This window comes from Thermococcus sp. Bubb.Bath, from assembly GCF_012027595.1.
Taxonomy (GTDB): Archaea; Methanobacteriota_B; Thermococci; order Thermococcales; family Thermococcaceae; genus Thermococcus.
This window is the reverse complement of sequence record NZ_SNUR01000001.1, coordinates 146257-171295: the sequence shown is the minus strand read 5'-3', so window position 1 is coordinate 171295 and position 25039 is coordinate 146257. Positions and strand designations below refer to the sequence as shown.

The window sequence follows — 25039 nt, the reverse complement described above, 5'->3', positions numbered from 1 at the left end:
TCGTTTTCCATAATCCTTTAATCATGTTGTTCTTTAATCAAATAATTAGACTAAATCAGACTTCAAAGGGAAGTTTATGACCGAGCTTCTCTGCTTTGGTCTTTAAGTAGAACCTGTTGTACTCTGTAACCTCACCAGGAGCTGGAACAGTCTCAACGACCTCTATCCCGAACTCCTCAAGGGCCTCCGCTTTCTTCGGGTTGTTGGTTATCAGCCTGACCTTTGAGACGCCAAGAGCGCGGAGCATCTGGAAAGCTGCCTCGAAGGTTCTCTCGTCGGCTTTGTGGCCGAGGGCCTCGTTAGCCTCAACGGTGTCCAGACCTTTGTCCTGGAGCTCGTAGGCCTTTATCTTCTCCTTTAGGCCGATTCCCCTGCCCTCCTGGTCCATGTAAAGGAGTATTCCACCCTCCTGCTCTATCATCCTGAGGGCGTTGGCGAGCTGGCTACCGCAGTCGCATTTTAGCGAACCGAGTGTGTCCCCAGTGAGGCACTGGGAGTGAACCCTGACAAGCGGGACTTCTCCATAGGGCTCCTTGACTATGGCCGCGTGCTCCTTGAAGTCGAGTTCATTGTCAAAGGAGATTATCCTGAAGTCGCCGTACCTCGTCGGGAGCCTCGCGTTAGCGTAAATCCTCATCAGCTGCTTTCTCCTCACGAACTCCTTCCAGACGTCGTCCGTGGTGAGGACGGGAAGGCCGTGCTCCTCCGCTAGCTTTAGGGCGTACTCCCTGTTGTGAGAGTCACCATTCTCGTCGAGGATTTCCACGATGAGGGCGTACCTCCTGAACCCGAGTATCTCCATTAGTTCAAGGGAGCTTTCGGTGTGCCCCCTCCTCCTGTTGAGGCCTATTCCGCCGAGGAGGTGGAGGTGGCCGGGGTAGCGAAAGGCCTCGACTCCAAGCCCTTCCGCAACCTTCCTCGCCGTCAGCGCCCTCTCCTCTGCCGTTATGCCCGTGAAGGTTTCCTTATAGTCAACCGGGATGAGAAAATTAGTCTCCCCCTCCTTGCTCGGAAGCGGGAAGAAGCCCCTCTCCAACGCCTCGTCCATGTCCATGGTGAGACAGAGAAGGCCCTTCATTGAGAGCATGAAGTTGACGACCTCTGGAGAAGCTATCTCGGCCGGATAAATCAAATCGGCCTCAAACTCCCTCCTGTCATCTATGAGAACAACCGGTTTTCCCTCAAGAACCGCATTTTTGACTGAGTCCCAGTTCATCTTTCATTCCCCTGTCCCAGATTTGTTCCAGTACTTTTAAAAATTTGTTCTAAAAATGGAACTAAAAACGGGCTAACGCTCAAGGATTCTCCTCACGTATCTGGCCAGAACGTCTATCTCGTAGTTCACCCTTTCACCCGGCCTCAGGAGGTCGAGGTTCGTCTTTTCGAGGGTGTAGGGAATGACCTGAATCCAAAAGCGGCTGGCTTCAGCTCTCGCAACGGTGAGAGAGACGCCGTTGAGAGCTATCGAGCCCTTCTCCGCAACCCCCCAATTTTCCTTCGGCATTTCAAAGGCAATCCAGGTCGTGTTTCCGCTCCTCCTCTTTGCCACGAACCTTATCGTCCCGTCCACGTGGCCGGTAACTATGTGCCCGTCGAAGCGGCCGTTAGCTGGCATGGCCCTTTCAAGGTTGACCACCTTTGCTTCCCTTAGGTTTGTTCTCGCTAGGGTTTCCTCGCCAACATCGAAGACGGCCGTTTTTCCGTCGAAGGAAACGACGGTTAGACAGGCCCCGTTTACCACCACACTGTCCCCTTCCTTCACCTCAAACGGGAGCTCAACGTAGAGCTTTCCAGCCGAATAGCGGGCCCTTCCGGTTCCCTCAACTATCCCCGTGAACATCTCCACCACCCGGATAAGCGGTAACGAGGAAGCTCTCACCGAGCCTCTCGATTGATTCAATTCTCAATAGAGGAGCCTCGTTGGCGTTCTCAACCTTGAGGCACTCGAAGGGCTTTATCCCGTTCCCGAAGAGCTTCGGCCCGTAGAACAGGTAGAACTTGTCAGCCAGGGGCAGGAACCCACAGGCTATCCTGCCGCCCTCGATCAGGACGCTGTCTATCCCGAGCTCGCCGAGCTTCTTCAGGATCTCAATTGGTTCAGTTATAGGGTAGACCTCAGCTATTCCCTCGAATTTCTCAGGCCTCTGCGTGAAGAAGATAGCCTTCCCATCCTCGAAGAGGCGGAACTTCCTTCCGTTTCTTACATCATCCGCCACCCTACCGGAGCGGTCGAGGATAACCTTAACCTTCTGTGGGCAGTCCTCAAGCCTGCAGTTGAGCCTTGGATCGTCGGCGAGAACCGTTCCAGAGCCGACCATTATTGCCATGTGTCTTTTTCTCAGTTTCTGAACCCTCTGGCGGGCCTTTTCTCCTGTTATCCACTGTGAGGAGCCGGTTTCTGTTGCTATGAATCCGTCGAGCGTGAGGGCAAGCTTTATGGAAACGAAGGGAATCTTAGTTGTGATGTATTTGATAAAGATTTCGTTGAGCTTCCTCGCTTCGTCCTCCAAGAGGCCGACTTCCACATCTATCCCAGCTTTCCTCATCTTTTCTATGCCATTGCCGGCGACGAGGGGGTTCGGATCCTCCATCGCAACGACGACACGCTTAAAGCCCTCTCTAATTATCCTATCAGCACAGGGGGGCTGCTTTCCCCAGTGAGAGCATGGTTCGAGGGTTACGTACATCGTAGCACCTTTGACGTCATAACCCTTTGCCTTCGCGTCCTCGATGGCGTTGACCTCGGCGTGCTTCTCGCCGAACTTCCTGTGCCAGCCGACGCCTATTATCTTCCCATCCTTGACTATAACCGCTCCAACCATGGGATTCGAGTTTACCCACCCCTCCCCGCGCTTCGCCAGCTCAAGGGCGAGTCTCATAAACTTTTCGTCTTCGCTCTTCATGCTCGCAGGTTTGTTCCTTTTCTTATAAGTTTTTGTTCTGGAAAAAGAACATAAATCCCCAAAAATAGGTGCCGCTAACCCCCAGCAATACTGTTAACAAACCGAAAGCTTTATATATTCGAACCAACTAGGTTTATAGTGAAGACGATACATAAAAAGAGAGGTGATGTAAGATGGTCGTCATAGGAGAAAAGTTCCCGGAAGTTGAGGTCAACACGACCTTTGGAAAGATAAAGCTACCGGAGCATTTCACGAAGGAGGGCAAGTGGTTCGTTCTCTTCAGCCACCCGGCCGACTTCACCCCGGTGTGCACCACCGAGTTCTACGCTATGCAGAAGCGCGCCGAGGAGTTCAGAAAGCTCGGCGTCGAGCCCATCGGACTCAGCGTTGACCAGGTGTTCAGCCACCTCAAGTGGGCTGAGTGGATAAAGGAGACCCTCGGTGAGGAGATAACCTTCCCGATTATCGCCGACGACCGCGGAGACCTCGCTGAAGCCCTCGGCATGATACCGAGCGGCTCAACCCAGACCGCGAGGGCAGTCTTTGTCGTTGACGACAAGGGCACCATAAGGGCCATTGTCTACTACCCGGCCGAGGTCGGCAGGGACTGGGATGAGGTTCTCAGGCTCGTTAAGGCCCTCAAGACCAGCGACGAGAAGGGAGTTGCCCTTCCGCACAAGTGGCCGAACAACGAGCTCATCGGCGACCGCGGCATAGTCTCGCCGGCCGGAACCGTCGACCAGATCAAGGAGCGCGAGGAAGCCAAGGCCCGCGGAGAAATCGAGTGCTACGACTGGTGGTTCTGCCACAAGAAGATTTGAAGGGATTTTCCCTTCTTTTTTGTTGTCTTCTGTCGTCTTGTTTCTCAAGGATTTGGACAAGATTTAAGATTTTTAAAGCATTCTCCATCCCCGGGCAACTCAGGGCCGGAACGTTCGGAACGCCGACTCCCCATTCTGTCTATGGTATATACCTCCAACGTAGAGAGAAGCTGAGGAGAGAAAGAGCATCTATAAATTTTAGGTTCAATTTACAAAAAATATGAGAGATTTACCTCTCCTCTTTCCTTCTGAACGTCACGATCTTGGCCATCATTGTGTAATACCACTTCTCCAGGTTGTACTCGAGGAAGGGCGTCCTAATGAACTGGAGGTAGCGTCTGATCTCCGTTCCATTCACCTCAAGGCCGACCTTGACCACGTTGAAGACAAAGCTTCCGAGGGTGTTGACCACGCCCGGACTGAATATGCCCATGTTAAACGTCACCAGCGTCCTGAACCCCTCGCGCTTGTTGAGGACGGTCATGAGCCGCGGGAAGAGCTGGACGAGGTTTTCTTCGCCCTCTCTAACACCATAAAAGTCAAGCCCCAGAATCAAGACCAGCGTTCTCTTTGGAAGATTAGCAGTTATCCCAAGAATCCTGCCAGCTATTATGTCTGGTTGTGTTGTTTTCAGATTCTCCAGCGGCTGGAGCCCTTCTTCCAGGAAGGAGTTCACTGAAACGAGTTTCACACCCTCGAAGACTTTATCGACGTAGTCCCTCTCAAAGACGTTCTCCACGTACTTTCTGAAAGCCTCGTAGCCATCGTAGAACGAAATCACCAGGAAGCCTTCGTAGTTGGGGCGGAGCTTGGATAGGAGCTTCATCAGTATTACTTCTACGTCGCTCCCAATCTCGAACTGGATTAAAGTGGGGCTTATCCTTTCCACGGCACGGGCCAAAATGCCCAGTGGTTCGCTCATGCCAGTCACCTGTAAATCCTCTTGATGTACTCAACGAGCTCCTCAAGGCTGTTGACATCCTCAGACAGACCAGCTTTCTCCTTAAAGTAGCTTATGATGAGCATCTCAAGAAGCCTCGCGCTGTACTCGCCGAAGAGCTTTGAAACGGCATCCTTGAAGCGTTGGGGGTCGTTGTACGCCAGTTCAAACCCCTGCCCCGTTGTCGTCTTGAGGTGGAGCTCTAACAGGGACTTAAGCGTCGGGTTCGCCTTTTCCACAGAGTAAATCACAGCCTTCACAATAACGTTCTGGCCTTCATTCATATATCACCACCCCCTGGGAAGTTATCTCATACCGGTGGATTTTTCTGGAGTGGCCGGAGCCCCTCGCCTTTATCACGGAGAGGTAGCGCTCTATAACCCCATCATTAATAGCATAGCGGAGCCCGATGATGTTGTCAGAGAAGGTGCTGGCCTTCGTGAAGGGCACAGTCTCAAAGTTCGTGTCCGCGTTTAGGGTGATGTATGCCGCGATGTTGTGTTCCTTGATTAACAAGTTGAAATAGCGCACCATCTTTGCGAGCTCTGTGTCATCCATGTGCTCCCGCAGTGCGGTGAGGCTGTCTATCACCACCACCCCAGGCTTAAACTCTTCTATCAGCTGCTTCATCTTCAGGAATGTATAGACGGGGCTCTTTGCCTCTGGAATCCATCCCTCAAGCCTCAGCCCATTTTGTAGTGCCTCATCAATGGGGAGCCCATATCCCCGCGCAGCCCTGATTAGCTGCCCTATCGGCTCCTCGAAGCCGAAGTAAATTGCCTTCCTTCCCTGCAGGGAGTTGGCTATCGCAAAGTGCAGGCCGAAGGTTGTCTTTCCGGTTCCCGTCATTCCCACGAGGAGGGTTACCGAGCCGCGGTAAACTCCACCCCCAAGGAGTTCGTCGAGCTTTTCAATGCCCGTCGTTATCTTCTCGATTGAAACATCGCCAGTGCCTCTAACAAGCTCAGGGATTTCAAGGAAGTGTATGCCTTTGGAGGTTATCACGTACTCGTACTGGGCCCTCTCGACGGAGCGCTTCCTCATCTTGGGTATTTCCATTATCCTTCTCACGATTTCTCCGAGCTTCGAATACTTCAGCACGATTACGCCATCTACCACGAACTCCTCTACACCGAAGCCTATCTCTTCCTTTCCGAGGGGTTTCTCAGCTATGAGGAAAGCCACCGCGCCAAAAGCCTTTATGAATCTCCCAAGAGTTGTGTGGAGAAATGCTCTCGTCTTTTTCAGCCCAAGGAGCTGGGCAAAGGCCGTTATCGAGTCTATGACTATCCTCCTGGGCTGGAAGGTGAGGATTTCACTCATCATGAGCTCTATTTCCTTCTCCACTGTCTCCGGAGTCACGGTCACGAGGTCTATGAACTTGAACAGGCCCTCCTTCTCGTACTTCTCAAAGTCCATTCCGAGGCCCTTCATCTCCTCGTAGAAGTCCTCCTTTGTCTCGGCCAGAGAAACATAGACTGCTTTCTCCCCGAACTGCTCCATGCCGTTGTAGAGGAACGTGGAGCCAAATATTGTCTTCCCTGCACCGGGTTCTCCCGCCACAAGAACCGTGAATCCCTCCGGGAACCCGTCCTTGAGGATGTTCTCGTCAAAGAACTTGATGCCCATTTTCACGGCCATATTATCCCTCCGGTTTATATTTAGGTTCGAACTTAGATATAAGGTTTTCTAAAATTTCCTGTCTTCGTTATAGAAAAAAGGAGACGAGAAGAAAAGCCAAAACCCGTGCTCAGTCCCCGACCACCGCGAGGTGAATCCCCAGGAGAATCAGGAAGGACCCGGCCAGGGCGACGTGGAAGAGCTTCCACTTTCTCAGCAGAACCGTGAAGCGTTTGAGCCTCTCGCTCTGCTTTTTTCTCGCGGCCATCTCAAGCTTAACGTGGACGTATCGCCCGTAAAAGCCGCTTATGTTCATCAGGATCAGGACTATCGCCATTCCGAGGCCGGCTTTCCCAGCTAAGGTAGAGTAGTCGGTGCAGGTGGCAAAGTGGATGAGTGCTAAGATGGTTCCTGCTATCGTGAAGGCGTGGTGAATCGTCATCGGATAAACCGGACCAAAGACTGTTATGTAAGGCCTTTCCGGCTTCACCACGATTCCTGGGCTTCCCTTCCTGTGCTCGATGATGAGCCTCCTCTTGGTGAGCGCGTAGTAAGCTGTTCCTGCAAAGATGAGGAAGACCCCAAAGGAGGCTGGGCTCCCTGAACTCGGCGGCCGGGAGAACCTGGGCATCCCTCAGAATTTCTTCGGCCCTTCCCTCGATTCCCTCAGTGCCCGTATGCCTCGAACCCCTCGGACAGCCCTTCGGCAGAGGAGTTCCTTTCTCGGGATCGTAGTGCATCCGGTCAACGGCGAAATCCAGGTAGAGAACCGGGACGTCAACGCCGTCCGGCTGTATTATGGGTTCTTCTGGCCCGAATAGTGGGAGGGCCTCCCTAACGAGTCCAACGGCCTCTTCAGCGCTTTCAACTTCAAGTTTATCGTAGGGGGAGGCAACGGGAGGAAGCGGCATAGTTAACACCGTTTTCTGTTGGAAACAACACGTACATCATTTGCGGGACGCGGTGTTCCAAACCTTAGGTTTTCAAACCCCTTAAATACACCGTCGAGAACTTCTTTTGGTGTACGTTATGAGAATCGTTATCATCGGAAACGGCCCCGGAGGGGTTGAACTCGCCAAGGAGCTGTCTAAAGAGCATCAGGTAACCATTATCGAGAGGGAAGAGGTTCTATTCTACTCAAAGCCAATGCTGAGCCACTACATAGCGGGTCTGATTGAGAATGAAAAGCTCTTCACTTACCCCCTCGATTGGTACGAGCGGAATGAGATAGAGCTGAAGCTTGGCGAAGAGGCTAAACTGATAGACAGGGCGAGAAAGGTTCTCGTCACAGACAAGGGCGAATATCCGTATGATATCCTCGTTATAGCCACAGGGGCGAGAGCGAGGGAGCCGACGATGGAGGGTGGGAAACACCTACTAACACTCCGGAGCATTGAAGATGCAGAGGGGATAAAGGCCCTGCTTGAGGAGCACGGAGAAGCCTTAATTGTTGGAGGCGGATTCATCGGCCTTGAACTGGCCGGAAACCTCGCAAAGGCAGGCTACGGCGTCAAGCTAATACACAGGCGGGAGACCTTTCTTGGCCTCGACGAAGAGCTCAGCAAGCTGATAAGGGAAAAGCTTGAGGAAACCGGCGTTGAGTTCCACCTCAACGTCGAACTCCCAAAAGCCGATGAGAACGGTGTTCACACGAGCAGGGACTACGTTGAGGGGAAAGTAAAGATTTGTGCCATTGGAATAGTCCCAAACGTCGAGATAGTTAGGAGGAGTGGCATACACACAGGGAGAGGGATTCTAATAGATGACCATTTTAGGACATCCGCGGGGGGGCGTCTACGCCATCGGAGACTGTGCCGAATACAGCGGGATTATCTGCGGTACGGCGAAGGGGGCCGCTGGCCACGCAAGGGTTCTCGCAAACATTCTCAGGGGGAAAGAGGACCGCTACCCATTCGAACTCCGCTCCTCCCCCTTCAAGTTTGGCAACCTGCCGATTGCAATCATCGGAAAGACAAAGGGAGAGGGTGAGTGGCTTGATGAGCATACCAGGACGTTCTTCCAGGATGGAAGACGATCGGGGTTGTGGTCATCGGAGACATTAGAAGGGCGCTTTCCATAGAGAAAGAGCTGAAGGGAGAGCTTTACAGGGCTTGAGGATACCAACTTTTTTTGTCCCCTTCTAAGCTTCAGCCCCTATTCAACCACAGCTTGGGAGAACCGTTTCGATAATCTTATAAACGTGTTAATAGGAACTTAACCCATGCTCAGCGGTTACGGAAGGGACGCGAAGATACTTATAGCGGCCAATGCAGTGGGTCAGCTCTTCCTTCAGTTCTCGATATTCATAATGCCCTTTTACCTCCGCGCCCTCGGCTACGGTATGGACTCCATGGGGCTGTTCTTCTCGGTTCAGACCCTCACCGGCGGGCTCTTCTTCCTGCTTGCCGGCCAGCTCTCGCTCATGCTCGGTTACAGAAAGACCCTCCTTATTGGGGCGGTTCTCGGCCTCTTGGGCAGGCTCTTCCAGGTTCTGGCCCTCACCCACTACCTCCTTCTGACAGGGTTTCTTCTCGTTGGGGTGAACATGGGAATACGACAGCCGAACTTCTCGGCACTGCTGAGCGAAGAGGTTGAGGGAAAGCTGAGGCACCACGCATTCTCGATCAGCTTCGGCCTCGGGACGATATTCAACGCGGTGGGAGTCCTGATTGCGGGCTTCGCTCCGGACTTTCTGACCGAAACCTTCGGGCTTACCCCCGAAATAGCCTACCGTCTGGTTATCTCGCTCGCACTCCTCCAGTTCGCCATTGTAATTCCGGCACTGCTCGTTATTCGGGACGTGCCAGTGAAGAACCCGAGGATAAACTGGAACAGAGAGCTTGTAATAAAGATCCTAAAGTTCTCCCTGCCAAGCGCCCTCATCGGACTTGGCGCAGGTATAACAATCCCATACATGAGCCTCTACTTCAACCTCCGTTTTGGCCAGACCTTAGCGGCCATAAGCGGCGTCTTCTTCTTCCAGCAGCTGGTTATGGGTCTCGGCTCCTTTGGCCTTCCAAAACTGGTGGAGAAAATCGGCCCTGTGAACGTCATTACTTCCTTCCAGCTCGTTGCAGCCCTGCTCTTCGCAACCTTCCCGCTAATTGACGTCTTCCTCATAGCGGCCTTCCTCTACATCGTCCGCTCCATTCTAATGAACATCGTCTGGCCGATAAACGACTCCTTCATGATGGGCTTCTTCACCACGGAGGAGAAAGCTACCGCCGCTGGGATAAGGAGGGCCTTCTCGACCTTCATGCGCGGCGCTGGAAACTACATCGGCGGAGTTCTCTTCTCAGTCTCGCTCAGCTACCCGTTCTACACGACTGCCACTCTTTACGTAGTGGCAACGCTGATATTCTACGGCTTCTTTGCAAGGTACAACAAGGCCTGAACCATTTTCTCGGCGGGCCATCCGTCTCTCGTTCGGGGGCTACCTGAAAATATCCTCGTAGGCTATGTAGCCGTACCTCCCAAGCTCCTTCCTCTGAATAAAGCGGAGTGCCGCGGAGTTTATGCAGTATCTCCTTCCCGTTGGTGTGGGCTCGTCGAAGACGTGTCCAAGGTGGGAATCTGCGAAGCGGCTTCTGACTTCCCGACCGCAGAGGAAGCCCTCGCAGTCTTCGGCCTCAATAACGGCCCACTCTTCCAGAGGCTTCGTGAAGCTCGGCCAGCCGGTGCTGGAGTCGTACTTGTCGAGGGAACTGAAGAGCGGCTCGCCCGAGACCACATCGACGTATATTCCATCATCGTGGTTGTCCCAGTACTCGTTGTGGAAAGGCTCTTCCGTGTCCCCAAGCTGTGTGACCCTGTACTGGAGAGGAGTTAGCAGGAGTCTAAGCTCTGCACCGCTCGGCTTAACGTAACCTAACCAGTAGCGCTCCCTCTCAGGGAAGAGACGGAAGTATTTGTTCTTCTCCCACACTGACTTTATGAATCCGAGCCTTCCGGAGTAGAGCTTGTAGTGCTTGTAGTTCGTCTCGAAGCGGAAGTAGTAGCCCTGATGGTACTCCTCGGCTGGGTAGAACTCCTTCGCGGGCAGTATTTCGGTTACTATCTGCCCATCGAATATTCCCGAAAGCTCAAGCCTCCTCTTCGATTCCTCCGCGAGTTCCCTCTGTTCTTCGTCCAGGTAGAAGATGGCAGTCTTGTACTGCTCGCCTCTGTCGGCGAACTGGCCGCCCGGATCTGTTGGGTCTATGTTCCTCCAGAAGACCTCCAAGAGACGCTCGTAGGAGATTTTGGTCGGATCGTAGATTACCTTAACCGCTTCCCTGTGGCCGGTCTCACCCGTTGAGACGAGTTCGTAGGCAGGATTCTCCATCCAGCCCCCGGTGTAGCCAGATATTGCTTCAATCACTCCGGGAAGTCTCTCAAAGGCTTCCTCCATGCACCAGAAGCAGCCGCCTGCAAAGATCCCTATGGATGTTTTGTTTTGATACCGTTTCATTCTAATTCCCCAACCGCTTTGGTTGGAAATCTTTATATAGTTTTGCGCAGAATTACATATCGGTGGTTAAGAATGAACAGATTTGGCCTGAAGAGAGTTTGGAGGAGTTTTCGTTCTGTGCTCGGGCTCATAGAAGGGACCCTTAGTCTCGTAAAAGAGAAGAAAACCGCTCCGGTGGTGGTGAGACGTGAGTGAATTCAGGGAAGATGTTTCCATAGTCCTCGGTGGAGCCGCCGGGCAGGGCGTTCAGACGGTGGAGGCAATACTCACCTACGCCCTCAAGAAGTCCGGCTACCACGTCTACGCTAACAAGGAGTACATGTCCCGCGTCAGGGGCGGAATAAACACCACGGAGATACGCGTTTCTTCGAGGCGCGTCAGAGCCTTCGTGAAGAGGATAGACATCCTCGTGCCCTTTAAGAAGGGCACCTTAAGCTGGGTCAAAGACAGGCTCGGCGAGAACACTGTCGTCCTCGGGGAGAAGGAAAACGTCGAGGAGGACTTTTTGGACAAAGTAAACCTCGTTGAAGTCCCGCTCACCAAGATGGCCATGGAAGTCGGGAGCCAGCTCTACCTCAACACGACGGCCGCTGGTCTTATAGTCGGCCTCTTCCACGGCGACTTTGAGGCCGTTAAAGAGTACATAAGGAAGCGCTTTGGAAGTAAGGGAGAGAACGTTGTGGAGAAGAACATCGAAGCGGCAAGAAATGGCTACGACCTCGGCGTCAAGCTCTGCGAGGATGGAACGATAGGGATTGAAGTCCAAAAGGACGAAAAAGTCAGGGAGGAGGTTCTTCTAACCGGCACGGAAGCGGTGGGAATAGGCGCCTTCGCTGGAGGTATGAACTTTCTGAGCTTCTATCCCATGAGCCCATCAACGGGAGTCTCGACATTCGCGGCACAGCACGCGGAGGACTTCGAGATAGTCGTCGAGCAGGTCGGGGACGAGATTTCTGCTATAAATATGGCGCTTGGGGCATGGTACGCTGGGGCTAGGGCGATGGTGAGCACATCAGGAGGAGGATTCGCCCTCATGAGCGAGGCGCTGAGTCTGGCGGGAATGGCCGAGAACCCCGTGGTAGTTCACCTCGCCCAGAGACCGGGACCGGCCACTGGTTTGCCGACGAGGACGATGCAGGGTGACCTAAACCTTGTGCTCTACGCGGGCCACGGCGACTTCCCAAGGATAATCCTCGCACCCGGAAGCCTTGAGGAGGCGTTCTACCTTACTTCAGAGGCCTTCAACTTAGCCGACAAATATCAGGTTCCCGTGATAATCCTCACTGATCAATACTTCGTTGATACCTACTACAACCTTCCGGCTCCGGATGTGGAGAAGGTCAAGTTCGAGCGCCATATCGTAGAAGCGGAGCCCGGCTATCGGAGATACGAGCTCACCGAGGACGGAATCTCCCCAAGGGCAGTCCCTGGCTACGGCGAAGAGGTTGTGGTAGCGAACGGAAACGAGCACGACGAGTGGGGAGACATAACCGAGGACGCCGAACTCACGATAAAGATGCAGGAGAAGAGGGCTATCAAGAAGCTCGAGACTATAAAGAAGAACGCGCATCTGCCGAAGCTTATCGGCAAGGAGAATGCAAAATACCTCGCCATAGCCTGGGGTTCAACGCTTCACGTCGTTGAGGAGGCCCTTGAAAAGCTCGGAAGGGAGGACGTTGCTCTGCTCCACTTCAGCTGGGTCTATCCGCTCAACCCAGAGGTAAAGGAGTTCTTCGAGGGCAAGGTTCTCATCGATGTGGAGAGCAATATCACCGGCCAGTTCGCGGAGCTGCTAAAGAAAGAGCTTGGCATAGAGGTGCATCATAAGATTCTGAAGTACGACGGGAGGCCGTTCTCGGTTGAAGAGGTTCTTGAGGGCCTCAAGGGGGTGGTAGAATGAACGTTCAGCTTCCCACTGGAAGAGAGCTCTTCGAGCCAAAGAGGCCAGGAAGTGCTGAAATAGCGTGGTGCCCTGGGTGTGGAAACTTCGGCATAAGGAACATACTAATCTCCACTCTGGCTGAACTTGGGCTGAAGCCGAGCGAAGTGGCCATCGTCAGCGGTATCGGTCAGGCCGCAAAGATGCCGCACTACATCAACGCCAACGGCTACCACACTCTCCACGGGCGCTCGATACCGATAGCGACGGGGGTTAAGGCCTCCAACCCCGAGCTTACTGTGATAGCGGAGGGCGGAGACGGCGACATGTATGCAGAGGGTGGAAACCACCTGCTCCACGCAATAAGGAGGAATCCTGACATAACCGTCCTCATCCACGACAACCAGGTCTATGGATTGACGAAAGGACAGGCCTCGCCGACGACGATGAAAGGCATGAAGACCCCGACCCAGCCGTGGGGAGTTTTTGAAGAGCCCTTCAACCCTGTTGCCCTCGGAGTTGCCCTGGACGCTTCCTTCGTCGCGAGGACATTCATGGGCTACTTCAAGGAGAGCGTGGAGATAATCAAGAAGGCCATCAGGCACAAGGGCCTGGCCATAGTGGACATCCTCCATCCCTGTGTGAGCTTCAACAAGGTGAACACATACGCGTGGTATAAGGAGCACACCTACTGGATGGACGACCACGACCCCCACGACAGGGAGGCCGCCTTCAGGAGGGCCTTGGAGAGTGACCCGCTCCCGCTCGGAATATTCTACATCCACGAGAAGCCCAGTTTCGAAGAGCAGGTTCCGGCTTACAAGCGGGACAAAACGCCGCTCTGGAAGCGCGAGCCGAAGCCCGAGCTGGTGAAGAAGTTCTTCGAGGAGAAAAAGCTCTGAAAGGCCTCGAGTGATTTTTTCTTTTTCCTGCTTTGTTCCAACAATTAAAAACCAATTTGGAGCGTGATCGTGTGAAAGTTGGTGAAAAAGCTCCGGATTTCCTCCTTAAGGATCAGAACGGTGAAGATTTTAGGCTCAGCGACTTCAGGGGTAAGAAAGTCCTCCTGTCCTTCCACCCTCTTGCCTGGACTTCCGTCTGCGAAAAGCAGATGAAGGCCCTTGACGAGAACTACGAGCGCTTTGAGAAACTGAACGTCGTTCCCGTCGGGATTAGCGTTGATTCAGTTCCCACAAAGAAGGCGTGGGCCGAGCACATGGGGCTGAAGAAGCTGAGAATTCTGAGCGACTTCTGGCCGCACGGTAAGGTTGCAAAGCTCTACGGTCTCTTCAGGGAAGAGGGCGGCTTCTCGGAGAGAGCCAATGTCCTGGTTGATGAAGAGGGGAAGGTGGTCTTCTTCAAGGTCTACCCAATAGGCGAGCTTCCGGATCTGGAGGAGGTTTTCGGGTTCACAAAGGAAGGGTGAACTCCTCCCTTCCCCGTACTTAACTCTTCTGGTATAGATGGGGAATAAAGAAAGTCACCTAGAAATCGGACTGAGAATATAAGTGCAGTGAAGTTCACAGAGTTACATGACAATATGACCAAAAAGCCAGAAGCATGCATCCATTTTAGTGTCTCAGCAGTAAAGAATGAAAAGCCTTTTATATTTCGATTTTTGAACTCATCTTAGGGTGACGGAAAATGCCCGGAGTTCGAGTTGAGAAGCTCTGCACCGACCCGGAGCTGTACATCATCAGGGTTGACGACGACAGAATAAGATCCTTCGAGGCCGCGTGGGAGATTCCTGAGGGGATAACCTACAACGCATACCTCATGAAGCTGAAGGACGCGGTGGTTCTCTTCGATGGAAGCAAGGAGGAGTACACAGACCTTTTCATGGAGGGTCTGAAGAAACTTGTCGACCCGGAGGGGATAACCCACATAATCGTGCACCATACTGAGCCAGACCACAGCGGCGCCCTGCCGAAGGTTCTGGAGGAGAACGGTTACAGAGCTCAGATAATAGGCACGCAGTTCGCGAAGAACCTCCTCCAGGGGTTCTACGGCGATAAAGTCGTCGAGAACTTCAGGGTCGTCAAAGACGGAGAAGAGCTCAAGATAGGTGAAAAGACCTTCCGCTTCATAGCCGTCCCCTGGCTCCACTGGCCGGATACGATGATAACCTACGTGGTGGAGGACAGGCTGATATTCTCCTGCGATGCCGGCGGCGGCTATTCCATTCCTGAGACCATCGACGACAGTGATGAGGAGGTCGTAAAGAAGTACCTTCCGCACGTAACCAAGTACATCGTCACCGTCATCGGCCACTACCACAAGTACATAGTCCAGAACATCAAGAAGCTCAAGGAGCTTGGAATAGTCGAGGAAGCTAAAATGATACTACCCGGCCACGGTCTGGCCTGGTGCAAGAACCCGAAGAGGATATTCGAGTACTACGAGGCAGTTGGCGCTGGGGTTCCGGAAAAGGACAAGGTTCTCGTCATCTACGACTCTATGTATGGCTTCGTCGAGAGGAGGATGGAAATCGTCCTTGACGAGCTAAGGAAGCACGGAAAGAAACCTGTAGTTTATTGCTTCACGGACAAAGAAGCTCCTGCAGTGAGCGACATCCTCGGTGAGGTTCCGGACAGCGAAGCCATAGTAATCGGTGCCTCCACGTATGAGGCAGAGATACATCCGAGGATCCGCTACACCCTCTACGAGATAGTGGATAAGGCCAACTACGAGAAGCCCGCCCTCATCGTCGGAGCCTTCGGATGGGGCGGGGTGGCCGGAAGGAAGATCGAGACGCTCATAACGAGAAGCAAGTTCGACCACGTTGCGACCGTGGAGAGCAAGGGCTACCCGACCGAAGAGGACGAGAAGAAGCTTAGGGAAGCCGTTAGAAAGCTCGTCCAGTGGGGCTCCTGATGGGAGCTCATAGCTTTCCTCTTTGCGATCTTTGTCTTTTTTACAGCTGTTCCCCTCCGTCGCAGTTGACTCTGATGGAATCCAACAGCGCTCGCCATCTCTGAGTAGTGCCACAATGTCGTTTTCAGCAGGATTTAGATGTCATTCATTCGGTTTTTCGGACCAATATTCGAGTTTGTTTGACATTATGACAAAGGGATAATTAATTCGGCTGACAAAAGTTCATTAGGAAAACCAAAAAGGTTATATTACAGAACATCACTTATACAAAATTGAGAACAAACCCACAAAGTTGGGTAAAGGAGGTGGTTTGAATGGCGAAGACAACCTTTGAGGAGGAGATCTACCTTAGGGCCCTCACCGGAAGGCTGGTCGGAAAGGCCCTCGCAGACCTTGGACTCAACAAGGTGGCGGTGGTTGCCAGCAGGAACATAATATGCTCCAGCATAGCCACTGCAACCGAGGCAACATACATAACCCTCAGCGGAGGAGTGACCTACCACTTCCTAGCCGAGGCCGGCAAGGAGGCAGACATCGCCAAGCGCGTCAAGGAGTTCGCTCCGCAGGTTACGGTCCTTCAGTTCGGCGGTGAGACTCCGATAGAGGAGACCAAGAAGATATTCGTCGAGACCCTCAGGCAGTTAGCCGAGGGGGACGTTCCGGGAGCCTTCGTCTTCCACGTCAGGATATTCGCGGCTGGAGGACTCGCCGAGGCCCTCAAGGACGAGAAGATCAGGGAGTACCTCGGCAAGAAGGACCTCTTCGTCTACACCGTCGGCTTTGACGAGGGCGAGGTATACGTCAACAAGATACTCCTCGACGGCGAGGAGATCAAGCTCGAGAAGATCGCCGAGTATCAGGTCACCCTCGAGCACGCCGACCTGCTCAACCGCTCCCTCAAGGACAGGAGCGTTATCTTTGCCTGATTCCAGCTTTTCTTCTCTTCTATCTTTGTCCCCATTTTTGTCCAGCAAAGGTTTTTAGGTTCTATTCTCTAACTCCTGCGGTTAAAACACTGAAGGAGGCGCTGAGATGAAGGTCTTCAGGGTTCCAAGAGAACCTGGTGCAGGCGGGACTATTATCCTCTCGATGGCAGGGGGTTTAATCCTAGCCCACGCAGATTGGCAGGGCTGGCTTATTGGGCTTATCGTTGCACTGGTGACGTTCTTCACCTTCGATTTCGCCTTCGACTCCTACCGCGCCTGGAAAATGGGCGGGATGGCCCTGAGCCTCGGCCTAAACACTTTGGCGTACATTCTTCCTGCATTTTACTGGTTCGGCACCGATGTTTTCAGGCCAGCACTTGATAACCCGCTCTTCATGCCTCCGGCGGTAGTCATTGTTCTCTTTGCCCTTCACTTCGCTTTCTCACGAGCTAAAGGCTGGAAGCACCCGGTCACCTACGCCCTTGGAAACCTTCTGCCGGCAGTTCCAGCCCTTTTCGCCCCGGCCGTCTCAGGGAAGCCCTTCAGCGACAAGGTCTTCATTTTCTGGCTGGTTCTGGCCTATTACGAGGCGATCGGAGCGGCCTACGTCGAAACAAGGCTGGCCTTCAGGAAGTTCCCGAAGAAGTACCCTCTGATGGCATGGCTCCCAATCTTCGGGGTTCTGGCGTATAATCCTTATTTGATTATAACCCTCATCGAGCCGACGGTTAGACTTGTGAAGAACCTCAGGGAGGAGAACTACGTCTCGAAAATAGAAGACATCAAAATGCTCGGCTGGAGCGTCTTTAGAAGCGTGATGCTCCTCTACGTCCTTACTTTGGCAGTTCTGTACTTTACCTGATCCTCCTTTTTCAATCTCTCCCATTTCTATGCTACAAGGGCCGGTAAATTTGGAAAAAACAAGAGAAAAGCTCACGCACCTGCCAGAACTGCCTCTGCCAGCTTCTTCACGGCCCCTATGTAGGCATGATAGTCCATCACCTGAACCGCCGCCTGGTGGAAATAACTGTCTATCAGCACCGGAGCGAGGATGCCGAGGAGTATTACAAGGAGAGCTAAGACGATGTTCACGGATGTGAGCGTCCAGTCCTCTTTTATTTCGTGAACGTCATTAGCGTGTTCCTCGCGCTCTTCGTGATCCCCGTGTCCGTGCCCCTCGCTAGGCTTTCCGCGCCAGAGGTTTATGAAGAGCTTAAAGTAGGCCCAGGCCGCTATAGCGCTCGTGATTATGACAACTGAAGCAAGCCAGACGCTCTTCTGCATCAGGGCGTCAAAGATAAGCATCTTGCTGAAGAAGACGCTGAGCGGCGGGACTCCAACGAGGTTTAGGGTTGCCAGACCAAAGAGGAAGGTCGTTACAGGCATGCTCTTTCCGACGCCGGCTAACTCGTCTATCTTAGTCTTCCCGGTCGTGTAGATGAAGGCCCCAACCGTGAAGAAGAGGAGCATCTTGGCTATGGCGTGGTTCACTATGTGGAAGTTTATGGCCAAAACCGCCAGCTCCGTCCCAACGCCGAGGGTCATGAAGAGGTAGCCCATGTGGAGTATCGTCGAGTATGCTATGATCCTCTTGACATCTTTCTGAACCAGCATCATCAGCGAGCCGAGGAAGGCCGTCGCGGTTCCGAGCGTGAAAAAGACCAGCGAAAGCCAGTAGGAGAAGGAGACACCCTGGAATATGGTATAGAGGAACCTCATGAGGGCGTATATCCCAACGACCTCAACGAAGCCGCTGAGGACAGCGCCGACGGGTATTGGGGCACCTTGGTAGGCATCTGGAAGCCAGTAGTGGCCCGGGAAGATGGCGCTCTTGACGAGGACCATCGCTATGGTCAGGGCAAAAAAGATTCCGAGGGCTAAAGTTGGATCTCCGAATACCTTCACCGTGACAGGGAAGCTTATGCCATGGAACTTGGCGCTTAAATCGGCCATGTTAACCGTCCCGAAGGAGGCGTAGAGGAAGCCGAGCGCCAGAAAGTACAGGCTCGTCGCCACGGCACCGCTTATCCCGTACTTGAAGGCACCCTCGATGCTCTCGCTCCTGTTCCTGTAGAAGCCGACTATAGCGTAGGCAGAAGCGCCGAGAACCTCAAGCATGACGAAGAGGTTGAAGGCATCGCCCGTCATGAAAGCCCCCAGAGTTCCGGCCTCAAGGCCGAGGAGGAAGGTGTAGAAGAACTCCAGACCGTGCTCTCTAATGAATCTAACTGAGTATATTCCAGCCATCAGAAAGCCGAAGGTCGCGGTCAAAACCAGCGTCGCGGAGAGCCTGTCAACCTCAAAGACGATGCCTATCGGCGCTATCCAGTTCCCGAAAGCGTAAACTAGGGGCCCATTTGATGAGTAGGCCATCCTGAAGAGCTCGATTCCAGCGAGGAGAGCCACCGTTTGGGAGGTTAGGACGTAGGCTATCACGACTTTTCTGTTCTTTCCAGTTGCGAAGTCTATAAAGGGGAGGAAGAACGCAAAGCTGAGCGGTATTACAGGGACTATTCCAACCTCCATACTCTCACCTCAGTCGAATATTTTCTTCGCGTAGTCCTCAAAGTAAACGACAACGTTCTCCTTGATCTCCTTCTCATCGAGCGTGCTCACGTCAATCCAGTGGACGTAAAGCCACTTTCCGTCGTCGCTGATGTCAACGACAACAGTTCCGGGGGTGTTGGTTATCGAGTTGGCCACGAGAACCTTTCCGTAGTCGTTCTCGACTTCGAGGGGGATTCTAACGATTCCCGGGTTGGTCTTCAGGGTGAAGACCCTCTTGGCAACGTCGATGTGTGTTTTCGTCTCTTCTATCAGGAAGTACCTAAGGCCGTAGATGATCGCATAGAACCACCTTTTCGGCGAGAAGAACTTAAGGTCGTTCTCTATGAGCCAGTGGCCGACTATGAGGGAGATTATGAGTGCGACGATACTTCCGGTTATCAGGTCGTACTCACTGACCGAGCCTGTGTAGAACAGGTAAACGGCGAGCGCTATCAGGAACGTCCCTGGAGAGAACCTAACCTTCATTCTCTCTCCTCCCTCATTATTTCGGCCATGTCGCGGGCGTCGACGGTTCCGTGGAGGCGGTAGAACTGGATTGCATACGTCGTCAGGAGTATGTTCATGGCCATTCCAATGACGACGGCAGTTAGCACTAAGGCTTGAGGAACTGGATCAACGGCCCTGCTCAGGAACTCCTCGACCGTCAGGTGCTTCTCGTATATCGGCGGGAAGACGGGGTAAACGAGGCGGTAGCCGATGAGGATGAAGAGCATGTTTATCGCATCGCCCATCACATTGAGCATGATTATCTTCTTGATGAGGTTGGAACGGGTTGCAACACCGTATATTCCCAGGAAAGTCATTGCGAAGAGCGTTATTGTGATGTATAAGATAAAGAAGCTTGCTATCACTGGACCTCCCTCCTGAGGACGCTCTTGAATATCCACTCGGAGACCCCAAGGACTAAGAACACCGTCAGAAAACCAAAGGTAACCGCGGTGTACTCGCCAACGTCGAGGTTGAAGAGGCCGGTCTCTCCAGGGAGGAGGTTTATCTGGAGGACTTTTCCGCCGTAGAGGAAAACCGGGGCGAGGACGGTCGCCAGGATGAGCGCCAGGCCGAGGGCGTAGGCTGAGACGGTGTGCTTCAACGTTAGACCCTTCCTCTCCAGGGTGAACTTGCTGAAGGCCGCAAAGAGGAGAAGTGAAGCCACTGCCATGGCCGAGCCTCCCTGAAAGCCTCCGCCGGGTGTCAGATGGCCGTGTAGGGCTATCGAAGCCGAAATTGAGACGATCATTATAACGACGAGCTTTACCGTTGCCCTGACTATCAAATCCATCTGCCTGTGGGGTTCCCTCGCCTCGAGGTCATGCACCCCCTTCTCCTGCTCCTTGGTAAGCCTAAGCACGCTCAAAGCACCCATGATAGCCAAGAAAAAAACGAAGGTCTCAAAGAGGGTATCGAACCCACGGTAGTTCCATACTATAGCGGTTACCACCTCTGGGCTGTGGCTCGTCAGGCCCTCGCGGGCGAAGGCGTGACTCAGGTAGAACTCGCCGAGGGGGCGGAGCGGGTTCTGGGCTATCCCGAGGACGTCCTTTACCGTTACCGCGTACGAGATTACAAGGAACGCCAGCAGGAAGGAAACCGCAACGTAAACGTCTCGCTTCATTCTCCCACCTCGTATCTCTCGGTCTTGCTTATCGCGAGTATGACAAGGGCCGTGTAGGCTCCAACAGCTATTGCAAGGTAGGCAAGGACTATGTCGGGAGCGGCCAGGATGTAGAAGCCGAGGGCGAAGAAGGTTGACTGCACGGAGCTCAGAGCTAAGGCTTTAAGCAGATCGTGCTCCTTCATGGCCAGATAGCTGAAGACGAAGCCGAAGGAAACGACGATCGCCAGGATTATGAGATGGAACTCCTGCATTTCACACCCTCCTGAAGGTGAACTTTGACTCTTCCTCCTCGCCGGGAACCTCCTCGTGCTCCCTCACCAGCTCTGCAACGTCGCTCCTCTTCGGAAGGTCCTCCTCAAGGTGATCAACCACGAGCTTCGGCTTCTTACCTATCTTTCCGAAGTAAACAGCCGAGACGAGTGAGTGCGACCCAGTTGGTGCTATGATCAGGATAAGGACACCAACGGTGAAGGCTATTCCCGCCATGAAAAACCTCTGCCCGCCGAGGGGGTGATAGACAAGGGCAACCAATCCAGCTCCAAAGACTGGCAGAGCCGCTCCACCTATCGTCCCAACGGTGGCCGCGTGGGTTCTCATGTAGAAGTCTACGAAGCGGAGCATTCCTATAGCGGCTATGAGGTCGTAGATCGCCCCGATGAGTATCGCGATTGAGCCGATGACGAAGATGATTTGGTCTATCATACCTCTACCTCCCCGTAAAGGACGTACTTGGTGTAGTAGATATCCAGCATGAAGGCCCAGAGGGCAAGGATTATCGCGCCGCTCGCGAGCATGATGGACTTGAAGTATATTCCAAGAACGACCATGAAAGCGGCCATGTCAAAAGAGAGGCAGTCCACGGCGAGAATAATGTCAGCCGTAGTCGGTCCCTTTATCGCCCTTATCCCGTAGAGGACGAAGGCTAGCGTGTAGATGACCGCCGCGAAGTAGAGCACTTCCTGGAAAACACCAACAATGTTCACGATACCACCCCCAGGAGGACTATCAACAGGGCCAAAGCTATCGCAAACCCACTTATCAGAGCGTTCATATCAAGGTTTCTCTCGCCGCTCCACCCGGCGAGTTTCTCAAAGAGCCTTATCAAGGGGATGAACATAGCTTCATCGAGGTGCCTAACCGGATAATCGAGGGCATCGCCGTAGTCCTTGATGAGCGGAAGCTCGTGCTTTGGAACAACCTTTATGAAGGGCAGAACGTAGTTGAGGTAGGCCCTCTTACCCCTATTCAGGAAGAAATTCGCCGTGAAGCGAAGGATGTCACCCACGTTGTAGAAGATGAGAAGGAGTTCGCTGGCCCTGTCCGTGGGCATCCTGCCCATTCTCCAGCCTGCGTATGTGGAAATTAACAGCAGGGCAACGGCAATGGTCACACTCGGACTGACAAAGAAGGTTTTTGACAGGCTTTCAATTTCAAAGCCAGTAAGCTCTTTGACTATATGCTGGAGCCACGGGAAGACGAGCAGGGGGAATACCGCCACCAGAAATCCAAGAAGGGCAACGACACCGGTCACGGAACGTATGTAAAGCGGTACCTCCTCCCTCTCAACCTCCCTCTTGCAGAGGAGCCTGTTGATGCGCCTGACCTGAAGGATCGATGCCAACGGGAAGAGGCCGAGGAAAGCCACTGTAATACCCATTATCCAGAGGTGGGCGTTGGTCGTTCCAAACGATGCCTCGTAGATCAGCCACTTGCTTATGAAGGCCGCCAGAGGCGGGACTCCGGCCATTGAAAAAGCGGAGAGAGAAATCAGGAGGGTTATAACGTGACCCTTGAGGAGCTTCCTGAGGGAGCAGATGTTAGGCTCCTCGCCGTAGTGCTCTATCGCGCCCAGACCGAAGAAGATGGCGCTCTTGTAGAGGGTCTGATAGAGGGTGTGCAGGATGGTACCAACCAGGGCTACCGTGCCGAGTTCTCCACCCAGAACGATGGCCGAGCCAAGGGCGAAATATGACACCCCAACGTCCATAACGCTGTGGTAGGCGAACTTGGTCTTTAGACGGATTTCCTTGAAGGAGTAGAGGGTGGCAAATACTGAAATTGTCCCCAGGAACGCTATGACATAGCCTACCACCGGGGAGTTGGGGAGTGTTTCGAAGAACACCCTCAACGAGAGATAAACGCCAGTTCCCTCAAGGGCAATGAAGACTGGAACGAGCGGGGAGGGAAGCCTCTGGTAGACCCGTGGAATCCATGTATGAAATGGGAATACACCTGACCTCACAAGGACTGGGGGGAGGTAAAGGGCGTATAGGAGCCAGACTCCAACGGGAAGCCTGTCAAGGCCTTCTCTTAGGGCTTCGAAGGTAAGCCCATGGAGGCTACCCACCGCGGAGTAAGCAAGGCTGGTCGCCATCAGAAGGGGGATTATGCCGAAGACTTGGGTCAGGATGATGTAGTTTCTCGCCGTTACGCGGCCCCTCTTCGGAACGGTGGATAGGAATAGAGCGAGCGTGAAAACGGCCATCAGCTCGTAGGAGAAGGCGAGCTTCTCAAGGTTGTCCGTCGCGAGGAAGAGCAGGGCAGAGGCGAGTGTCCCATTGTAGGCTATAGCAAAAGTGAGGTGTCTCGGCTTCATATCGTAGTGGAGGAGATAAAGAGAGACAAAAAGGCCGATAAGGCCAAGAAAGGCCATAAAAAAGCCGTTCAGCGGTTCTACTTTGACCCCCGTTTTAAGGAGGCCGAAGAGTATCTCCCCCTTGATTTCACGGGAGATTCCGTAGGCGCCGGCGAGGAGGGTCAAGAGAGACCCCACTATGGCCGGAGGCAGGCTCACTCTGAAGTCCCACTTGAAGAGGGGCGCAACCGAACCAAGGGCAAAGAAGGCTAGGGCCAGTGAGAGGACTGAGGCATTGGTGAGCGCTATCATGCTCCCACCCCATAGAAGGTTATTTCCTCGACAAGCGGGTAGGCAAGGATCGCCGAGACCAGCGTCAGGATTATGAGCGTTATCAGTGAGGCGTTGATTATCCAGTGGGTTGGAGCCTTTTCCACGCTCGGTTTCCCAAAGACGTTCCTTCCTATCCACCCCATTCCAACCCAGAGGAACACCGCCGAGTCCGTGAGAACCATAATTACCGGAAACCAGGCCAGAGAGGTAGTTTTGAGCGCAACCAAGTCAGTTAAAAGCTCGGCCTTGCTAAAGGCTATCCCCATCGGCGGAAGGCCCGCCAAGCCGAGCAGAGCCACCGCCCATGAGAAGCCGTTCACGGGGAGGAGGTCCTTCAACCCGCTTATCTTTCTTAAATCGAGCGTTCCGAGTGAGTAAGTGAAGGTTCCGGCGGTGAGGAAACCGAGTCCCTTTATGAACGCGTGCGTAGTAAGCTGGAACATCGCTGCCTTAAGCCCAATGTCAAGGCCGAGGGCAGCGAAGGTTAAGCCGGAAAACATTATTCCAGCTTCTGCAACCGTTGAATATGCCAAAAGCCTCTTCGCGTCCTTCTGGACGGGATAGTTGAGTATAGGGATGAGCAGCGTGAGGGAGACCATGATGGCCATGAAGTAGAACACCCAGATTGGGAGCGGGCCGATGAACTGGAGGACTCTCGCAACGAGGTAAACGCCCATCTCTACCATCGCCGCGCCGTGGAGGAATGCGCTTGCTGGAGTTGGGGCCTCCATAGCGTCCGGAATCCAGGAGTAGGTCGGGAACTGGGCGCTCTTGGTGTACCCAGCGAAGAGGAGCGCAATGAACAGCCAGGGCTTTATTGATGGGGCAACGCGGGAGAGCGAGAACAGGCTCAGGTCGTGGAGCTGGGTTATGCCTATTCCTATGGCCGTGTAGAACCCTATCATCGCCCCAACGTTCGGAATTATGAAGGCCTTGAAGCCGGCCCTCCTAGCCTCAGGCGTGTTGTAGTAGCTGACAACACCCCAGCACGCCAGCCCCATGAGCTCGAAGAAGATGAGTAGGCCGAGGAAGGTAGAAGAATAGACGAAGCCAAGTGTCGCACCCTCAAAGAGGGTCATCCAAGCGTAGAAAAGCCCCCTGCCCTTTCCACCAGGATGGCCAACGTTCCTCTCGCTCATGTATTCAACGCCGTAGAACATGAATATGAAGCCCGCAACGGCTACAACCGTACCGATTAGGACGCTCATCGGGTCGATTATTATCCCGTAGGCCTCTCCGAGCCTCTCGGTGGTGAGGTAGGGAATGTGAACCATCTCAAGATGCCCCGTAAGAAAGAGGTAGGCAACGCTGAGCTGAGCAATTAAAGCCGAGATGAAGGATGCGAGCATCACTGCATCGGCTTTTCTCTCGTCTAACCTGAAGAGTATTAATCCACCTATGAGCGGAATGAAGTAAGCCATTGACGCCAGAAGACCTATCATTGCCTTCCCCCCGCATGAGCCAAAAATCCATTAGGTTTGTCTAACGGACCTTTTTAAGCTTTTTCGTCTATACGCGAAACCTTTTTGGACGAT

Annotated in this window: 27 protein-coding genes; 10 read left to right on the top strand and 17 right to left on the bottom strand. The window is 53.4% G+C overall.

What is annotated here, in order from left to right; all coding sequences use genetic code 11:
• Positions 1-55 precede the first annotated feature (55 nt).
• The 3 genes from E3E29_RS00925 to ribD form a co-directional block, all read right to left on the bottom strand.
• Positions 56-1216: a bifunctional 3,4-dihydroxy-2-butanone-4-phosphate synthase/GTP cyclohydrolase II gene (locus E3E29_RS00925; RefSeq protein ID WP_167909105.1), complete on the bottom strand. Its 1161-nt coding sequence runs from the start codon at positions 1214-1216 to the stop codon at positions 56-58.
• Positions 1217-1288: 72 nt separating this feature from the next.
• Positions 1289-1840: a riboflavin synthase gene (locus tag E3E29_RS00920; protein WP_167909760.1), complete on the bottom strand. Its 552-nt coding sequence runs from the start codon at positions 1838-1840 to the stop codon at positions 1289-1291.
• Positions 1821-2903 carry a bifunctional diaminohydroxyphosphoribosylaminopyrimidine deaminase/5-amino-6-(5-phosphoribosylamino)uracil reductase RibD gene (gene ribD / locus E3E29_RS00915; RefSeq protein WP_167909104.1) on the bottom strand — a complete coding sequence of 361 codons (1083 nt, stop codon included), beginning with the start codon at positions 2901-2903 and terminating at the stop codon, positions 1821-1823. Before ribD ends, E3E29_RS00920 begins: the two co-directional genes overlap by 20 nt.
• 173 nt (positions 2904-3076) lie before the next feature.
• On the opposite strand from ribD, the gene E3E29_RS00910 reads away from it, so the two are divergent.
• Positions 3077-3724 (top strand): peroxiredoxin, encoded by a 648-nt coding sequence (locus E3E29_RS00910; protein ID WP_167909103.1) that lies wholly within the window; start codon positions 3077-3079, stop codon positions 3722-3724.
• 229 nt (positions 3725-3953) lie between these two features.
• Here the strand turns inward: E3E29_RS00910 and E3E29_RS00905 are convergent, their stop codons facing one another.
• The 4 genes from E3E29_RS00905 to E3E29_RS00890 form a co-directional block, all read right to left on the bottom strand.
• Positions 3954-4646: a hypothetical protein gene (locus E3E29_RS00905; protein ID WP_167909102.1), complete on the bottom strand. Its 693-nt coding sequence runs from the start codon at positions 4644-4646 to the stop codon at positions 3954-3956.
• Between the two features lie 5 nt (positions 4647-4651).
• Positions 4652-4948 (bottom strand): NitrOD5 domain-containing protein, encoded by a 297-nt coding sequence (locus E3E29_RS00900; protein WP_167909101.1) that lies wholly within the window; start codon positions 4946-4948, stop codon positions 4652-4654.
• Complete coding sequence (locus E3E29_RS00895; protein ID WP_167909100.1) at positions 4941-6305, bottom strand: ATPase domain-containing protein; 1365 nt, start codon at positions 6303-6305, stop codon at positions 4941-4943. Before E3E29_RS00895 ends, E3E29_RS00900 begins: the two co-directional genes overlap by 8 nt.
• Before the next feature lie 109 nt (positions 6306-6414).
• The gene (locus tag E3E29_RS00890; RefSeq protein ID WP_167909099.1) at positions 6415-6915 is read right to left on the bottom strand and encodes a hypothetical protein; all 501 of its coding nucleotides are present in this window, start codon (positions 6913-6915) and stop codon (positions 6415-6417) included.
• A gap of 398 nt (positions 6916-7313) precedes the next feature.
• On the opposite strand from E3E29_RS00890, the gene E3E29_RS00885 reads away from it, so the two are divergent.
• From E3E29_RS00885 to E3E29_RS00880, 3 genes are all read left to right on the top strand, one after another.
• A complete protein-coding gene (locus E3E29_RS00885) occupies positions 7314-8273 on the top strand; it encodes an FAD-dependent oxidoreductase (protein ID WP_342764669.1) in 960 nt (319 codons plus the stop codon).
• Positions 8233-8364 (top strand): hypothetical protein, encoded by a 132-nt coding sequence (locus E3E29_RS12130; RefSeq protein WP_394352970.1) that lies wholly within the window; start codon positions 8233-8235, stop codon positions 8362-8364. The genes E3E29_RS00885 and E3E29_RS12130 overlap by 41 nt, the downstream gene beginning before the upstream one ends.
• A 141-nt stretch (positions 8365-8505) precedes the next feature.
• On the top strand, positions 8506-9678 hold the full coding sequence (locus tag E3E29_RS00880; protein ID WP_167909098.1) for an MFS transporter: 1173 nt from the start codon (positions 8506-8508) through the stop codon (positions 9676-9678).
• Positions 9679-9717: 39 nt separating this feature from the next.
• On the opposite strand, the gene msrA is transcribed toward E3E29_RS00880, so the two are convergent.
• A complete protein-coding gene (gene msrA / locus E3E29_RS00875) occupies positions 9718-10734 on the bottom strand; it encodes a peptide-methionine (S)-S-oxide reductase MsrA (protein WP_167909097.1) in 1017 nt (338 codons plus the stop codon).
• Between the two features lie 187 nt (positions 10735-10921).
• On the opposite strand from msrA, the gene E3E29_RS00870 reads away from it, so the two are divergent.
• The 6 genes from E3E29_RS00870 to E3E29_RS00845 all read left to right on the top strand — a co-directional run bounded on the left by E3E29_RS00870 (position 10922) and on the right by E3E29_RS00845 (position 17275).
• Complete coding sequence (locus E3E29_RS00870; protein ID WP_167909096.1) at positions 10922-12634, top strand: 2-oxoacid:acceptor oxidoreductase subunit alpha; 1713 nt, start codon at positions 10922-10924, stop codon at positions 12632-12634.
• On the top strand, positions 12631-13515 hold the full coding sequence (locus tag E3E29_RS00865) for a thiamine pyrophosphate-dependent enzyme (RefSeq protein ID WP_167909095.1): 885 nt from the start codon (positions 12631-12633) through the stop codon (positions 13513-13515). The genes E3E29_RS00870 and E3E29_RS00865 overlap by 4 nt, the downstream gene beginning before the upstream one ends.
• A 71-nt stretch (positions 13516-13586) precedes the next feature.
• Positions 13587-14039: a peroxiredoxin gene (locus tag E3E29_RS00860; protein ID WP_167909094.1), complete on the top strand. Its 453-nt coding sequence runs from the start codon at positions 13587-13589 to the stop codon at positions 14037-14039.
• Positions 14040-14257: 218 nt separating this feature from the next.
• A complete protein-coding gene (locus tag E3E29_RS00855; protein WP_167909093.1) occupies positions 14258-15487 on the top strand; it encodes an FprA family A-type flavoprotein in 1230 nt (409 codons plus the stop codon).
• A gap of 314 nt (positions 15488-15801) precedes the next feature.
• The gene (locus E3E29_RS00850; protein WP_167909092.1) at positions 15802-16413 is read left to right on the top strand and encodes a hypothetical protein; all 612 of its coding nucleotides are present in this window, start codon (positions 15802-15804) and stop codon (positions 16411-16413) included.
• A 106-nt stretch (positions 16414-16519) separates the two neighbouring features.
• Positions 16520-17275: a hypothetical protein gene (locus tag E3E29_RS00845; protein WP_167909091.1), complete on the top strand. Its 756-nt coding sequence runs from the start codon at positions 16520-16522 to the stop codon at positions 17273-17275.
• A 71-nt stretch (positions 17276-17346) separates the two neighbouring features.
• Here E3E29_RS00845 and E3E29_RS00840 read toward each other — a convergent pair whose 3' ends face one another.
• From E3E29_RS00840 to E3E29_RS00800, 9 genes are read right to left on the bottom strand one after another with little or no spacing between them, the layout of a single operon-like run.
• Positions 17347-18939 carry a proton-conducting transporter membrane subunit gene (locus E3E29_RS00840; RefSeq protein ID WP_167909090.1) on the bottom strand — a complete coding sequence of 531 codons (1593 nt, stop codon included), beginning with the start codon at positions 18937-18939 and terminating at the stop codon, positions 17347-17349.
• Positions 18940-18948: 9 nt separating this feature from the next.
• On the bottom strand, positions 18949-19446 hold the full coding sequence (locus E3E29_RS00835) for a Na+/H+ antiporter subunit E (protein WP_167909089.1): 498 nt from the start codon (positions 19444-19446) through the stop codon (positions 18949-18951).
• Complete coding sequence (locus tag E3E29_RS00830; protein WP_342764641.1) at positions 19443-19832, bottom strand: sodium:proton antiporter; 390 nt, start codon at positions 19830-19832, stop codon at positions 19443-19445. Before E3E29_RS00830 ends, E3E29_RS00835 begins: the two co-directional genes overlap by 4 nt.
• Complete coding sequence (locus tag E3E29_RS00825) at positions 19829-20593, bottom strand: Na(+)/H(+) antiporter subunit B (protein WP_167909088.1); 765 nt, start codon at positions 20591-20593, stop codon at positions 19829-19831. The genes E3E29_RS00830 and E3E29_RS00825 overlap by 4 nt, the downstream gene beginning before the upstream one ends.
• Positions 20590-20847: a hydrogenase subunit MbhD domain-containing protein gene (locus E3E29_RS00820; protein ID WP_167909087.1), complete on the bottom strand. Its 258-nt coding sequence runs from the start codon at positions 20845-20847 to the stop codon at positions 20590-20592. Before E3E29_RS00820 ends, E3E29_RS00825 begins: the two co-directional genes overlap by 4 nt.
• Before the next feature lies 1 nt (position 20848).
• The gene (gene mnhG / locus E3E29_RS00815) at positions 20849-21298 is read right to left on the bottom strand and encodes a monovalent cation/H(+) antiporter subunit G (protein WP_167909086.1); all 450 of its coding nucleotides are present in this window, start codon (positions 21296-21298) and stop codon (positions 20849-20851) included.
• Positions 21295-21579: a monovalent cation/H+ antiporter complex subunit F gene (locus tag E3E29_RS00810; RefSeq protein ID WP_167909085.1), complete on the bottom strand. Its 285-nt coding sequence runs from the start codon at positions 21577-21579 to the stop codon at positions 21295-21297. Before E3E29_RS00810 ends, mnhG begins: the two co-directional genes overlap by 4 nt.
• The gene (locus E3E29_RS00805) at positions 21576-23483 is read right to left on the bottom strand and encodes a complex I subunit 5 family protein (protein WP_167909084.1); all 1908 of its coding nucleotides are present in this window, start codon (positions 23481-23483) and stop codon (positions 21576-21578) included. The genes E3E29_RS00810 and E3E29_RS00805 overlap by 4 nt, the downstream gene beginning before the upstream one ends.
• Positions 23480-24946, bottom strand: a complete 1467-nt coding sequence (locus E3E29_RS00800) for a hydrogenase 4 subunit D (RefSeq protein WP_167909083.1) — start codon at positions 24944-24946, stop codon at positions 23480-23482. The genes E3E29_RS00805 and E3E29_RS00800 overlap by 4 nt, the downstream gene beginning before the upstream one ends.
• Positions 24947-25039 lie beyond the last annotated feature (93 nt).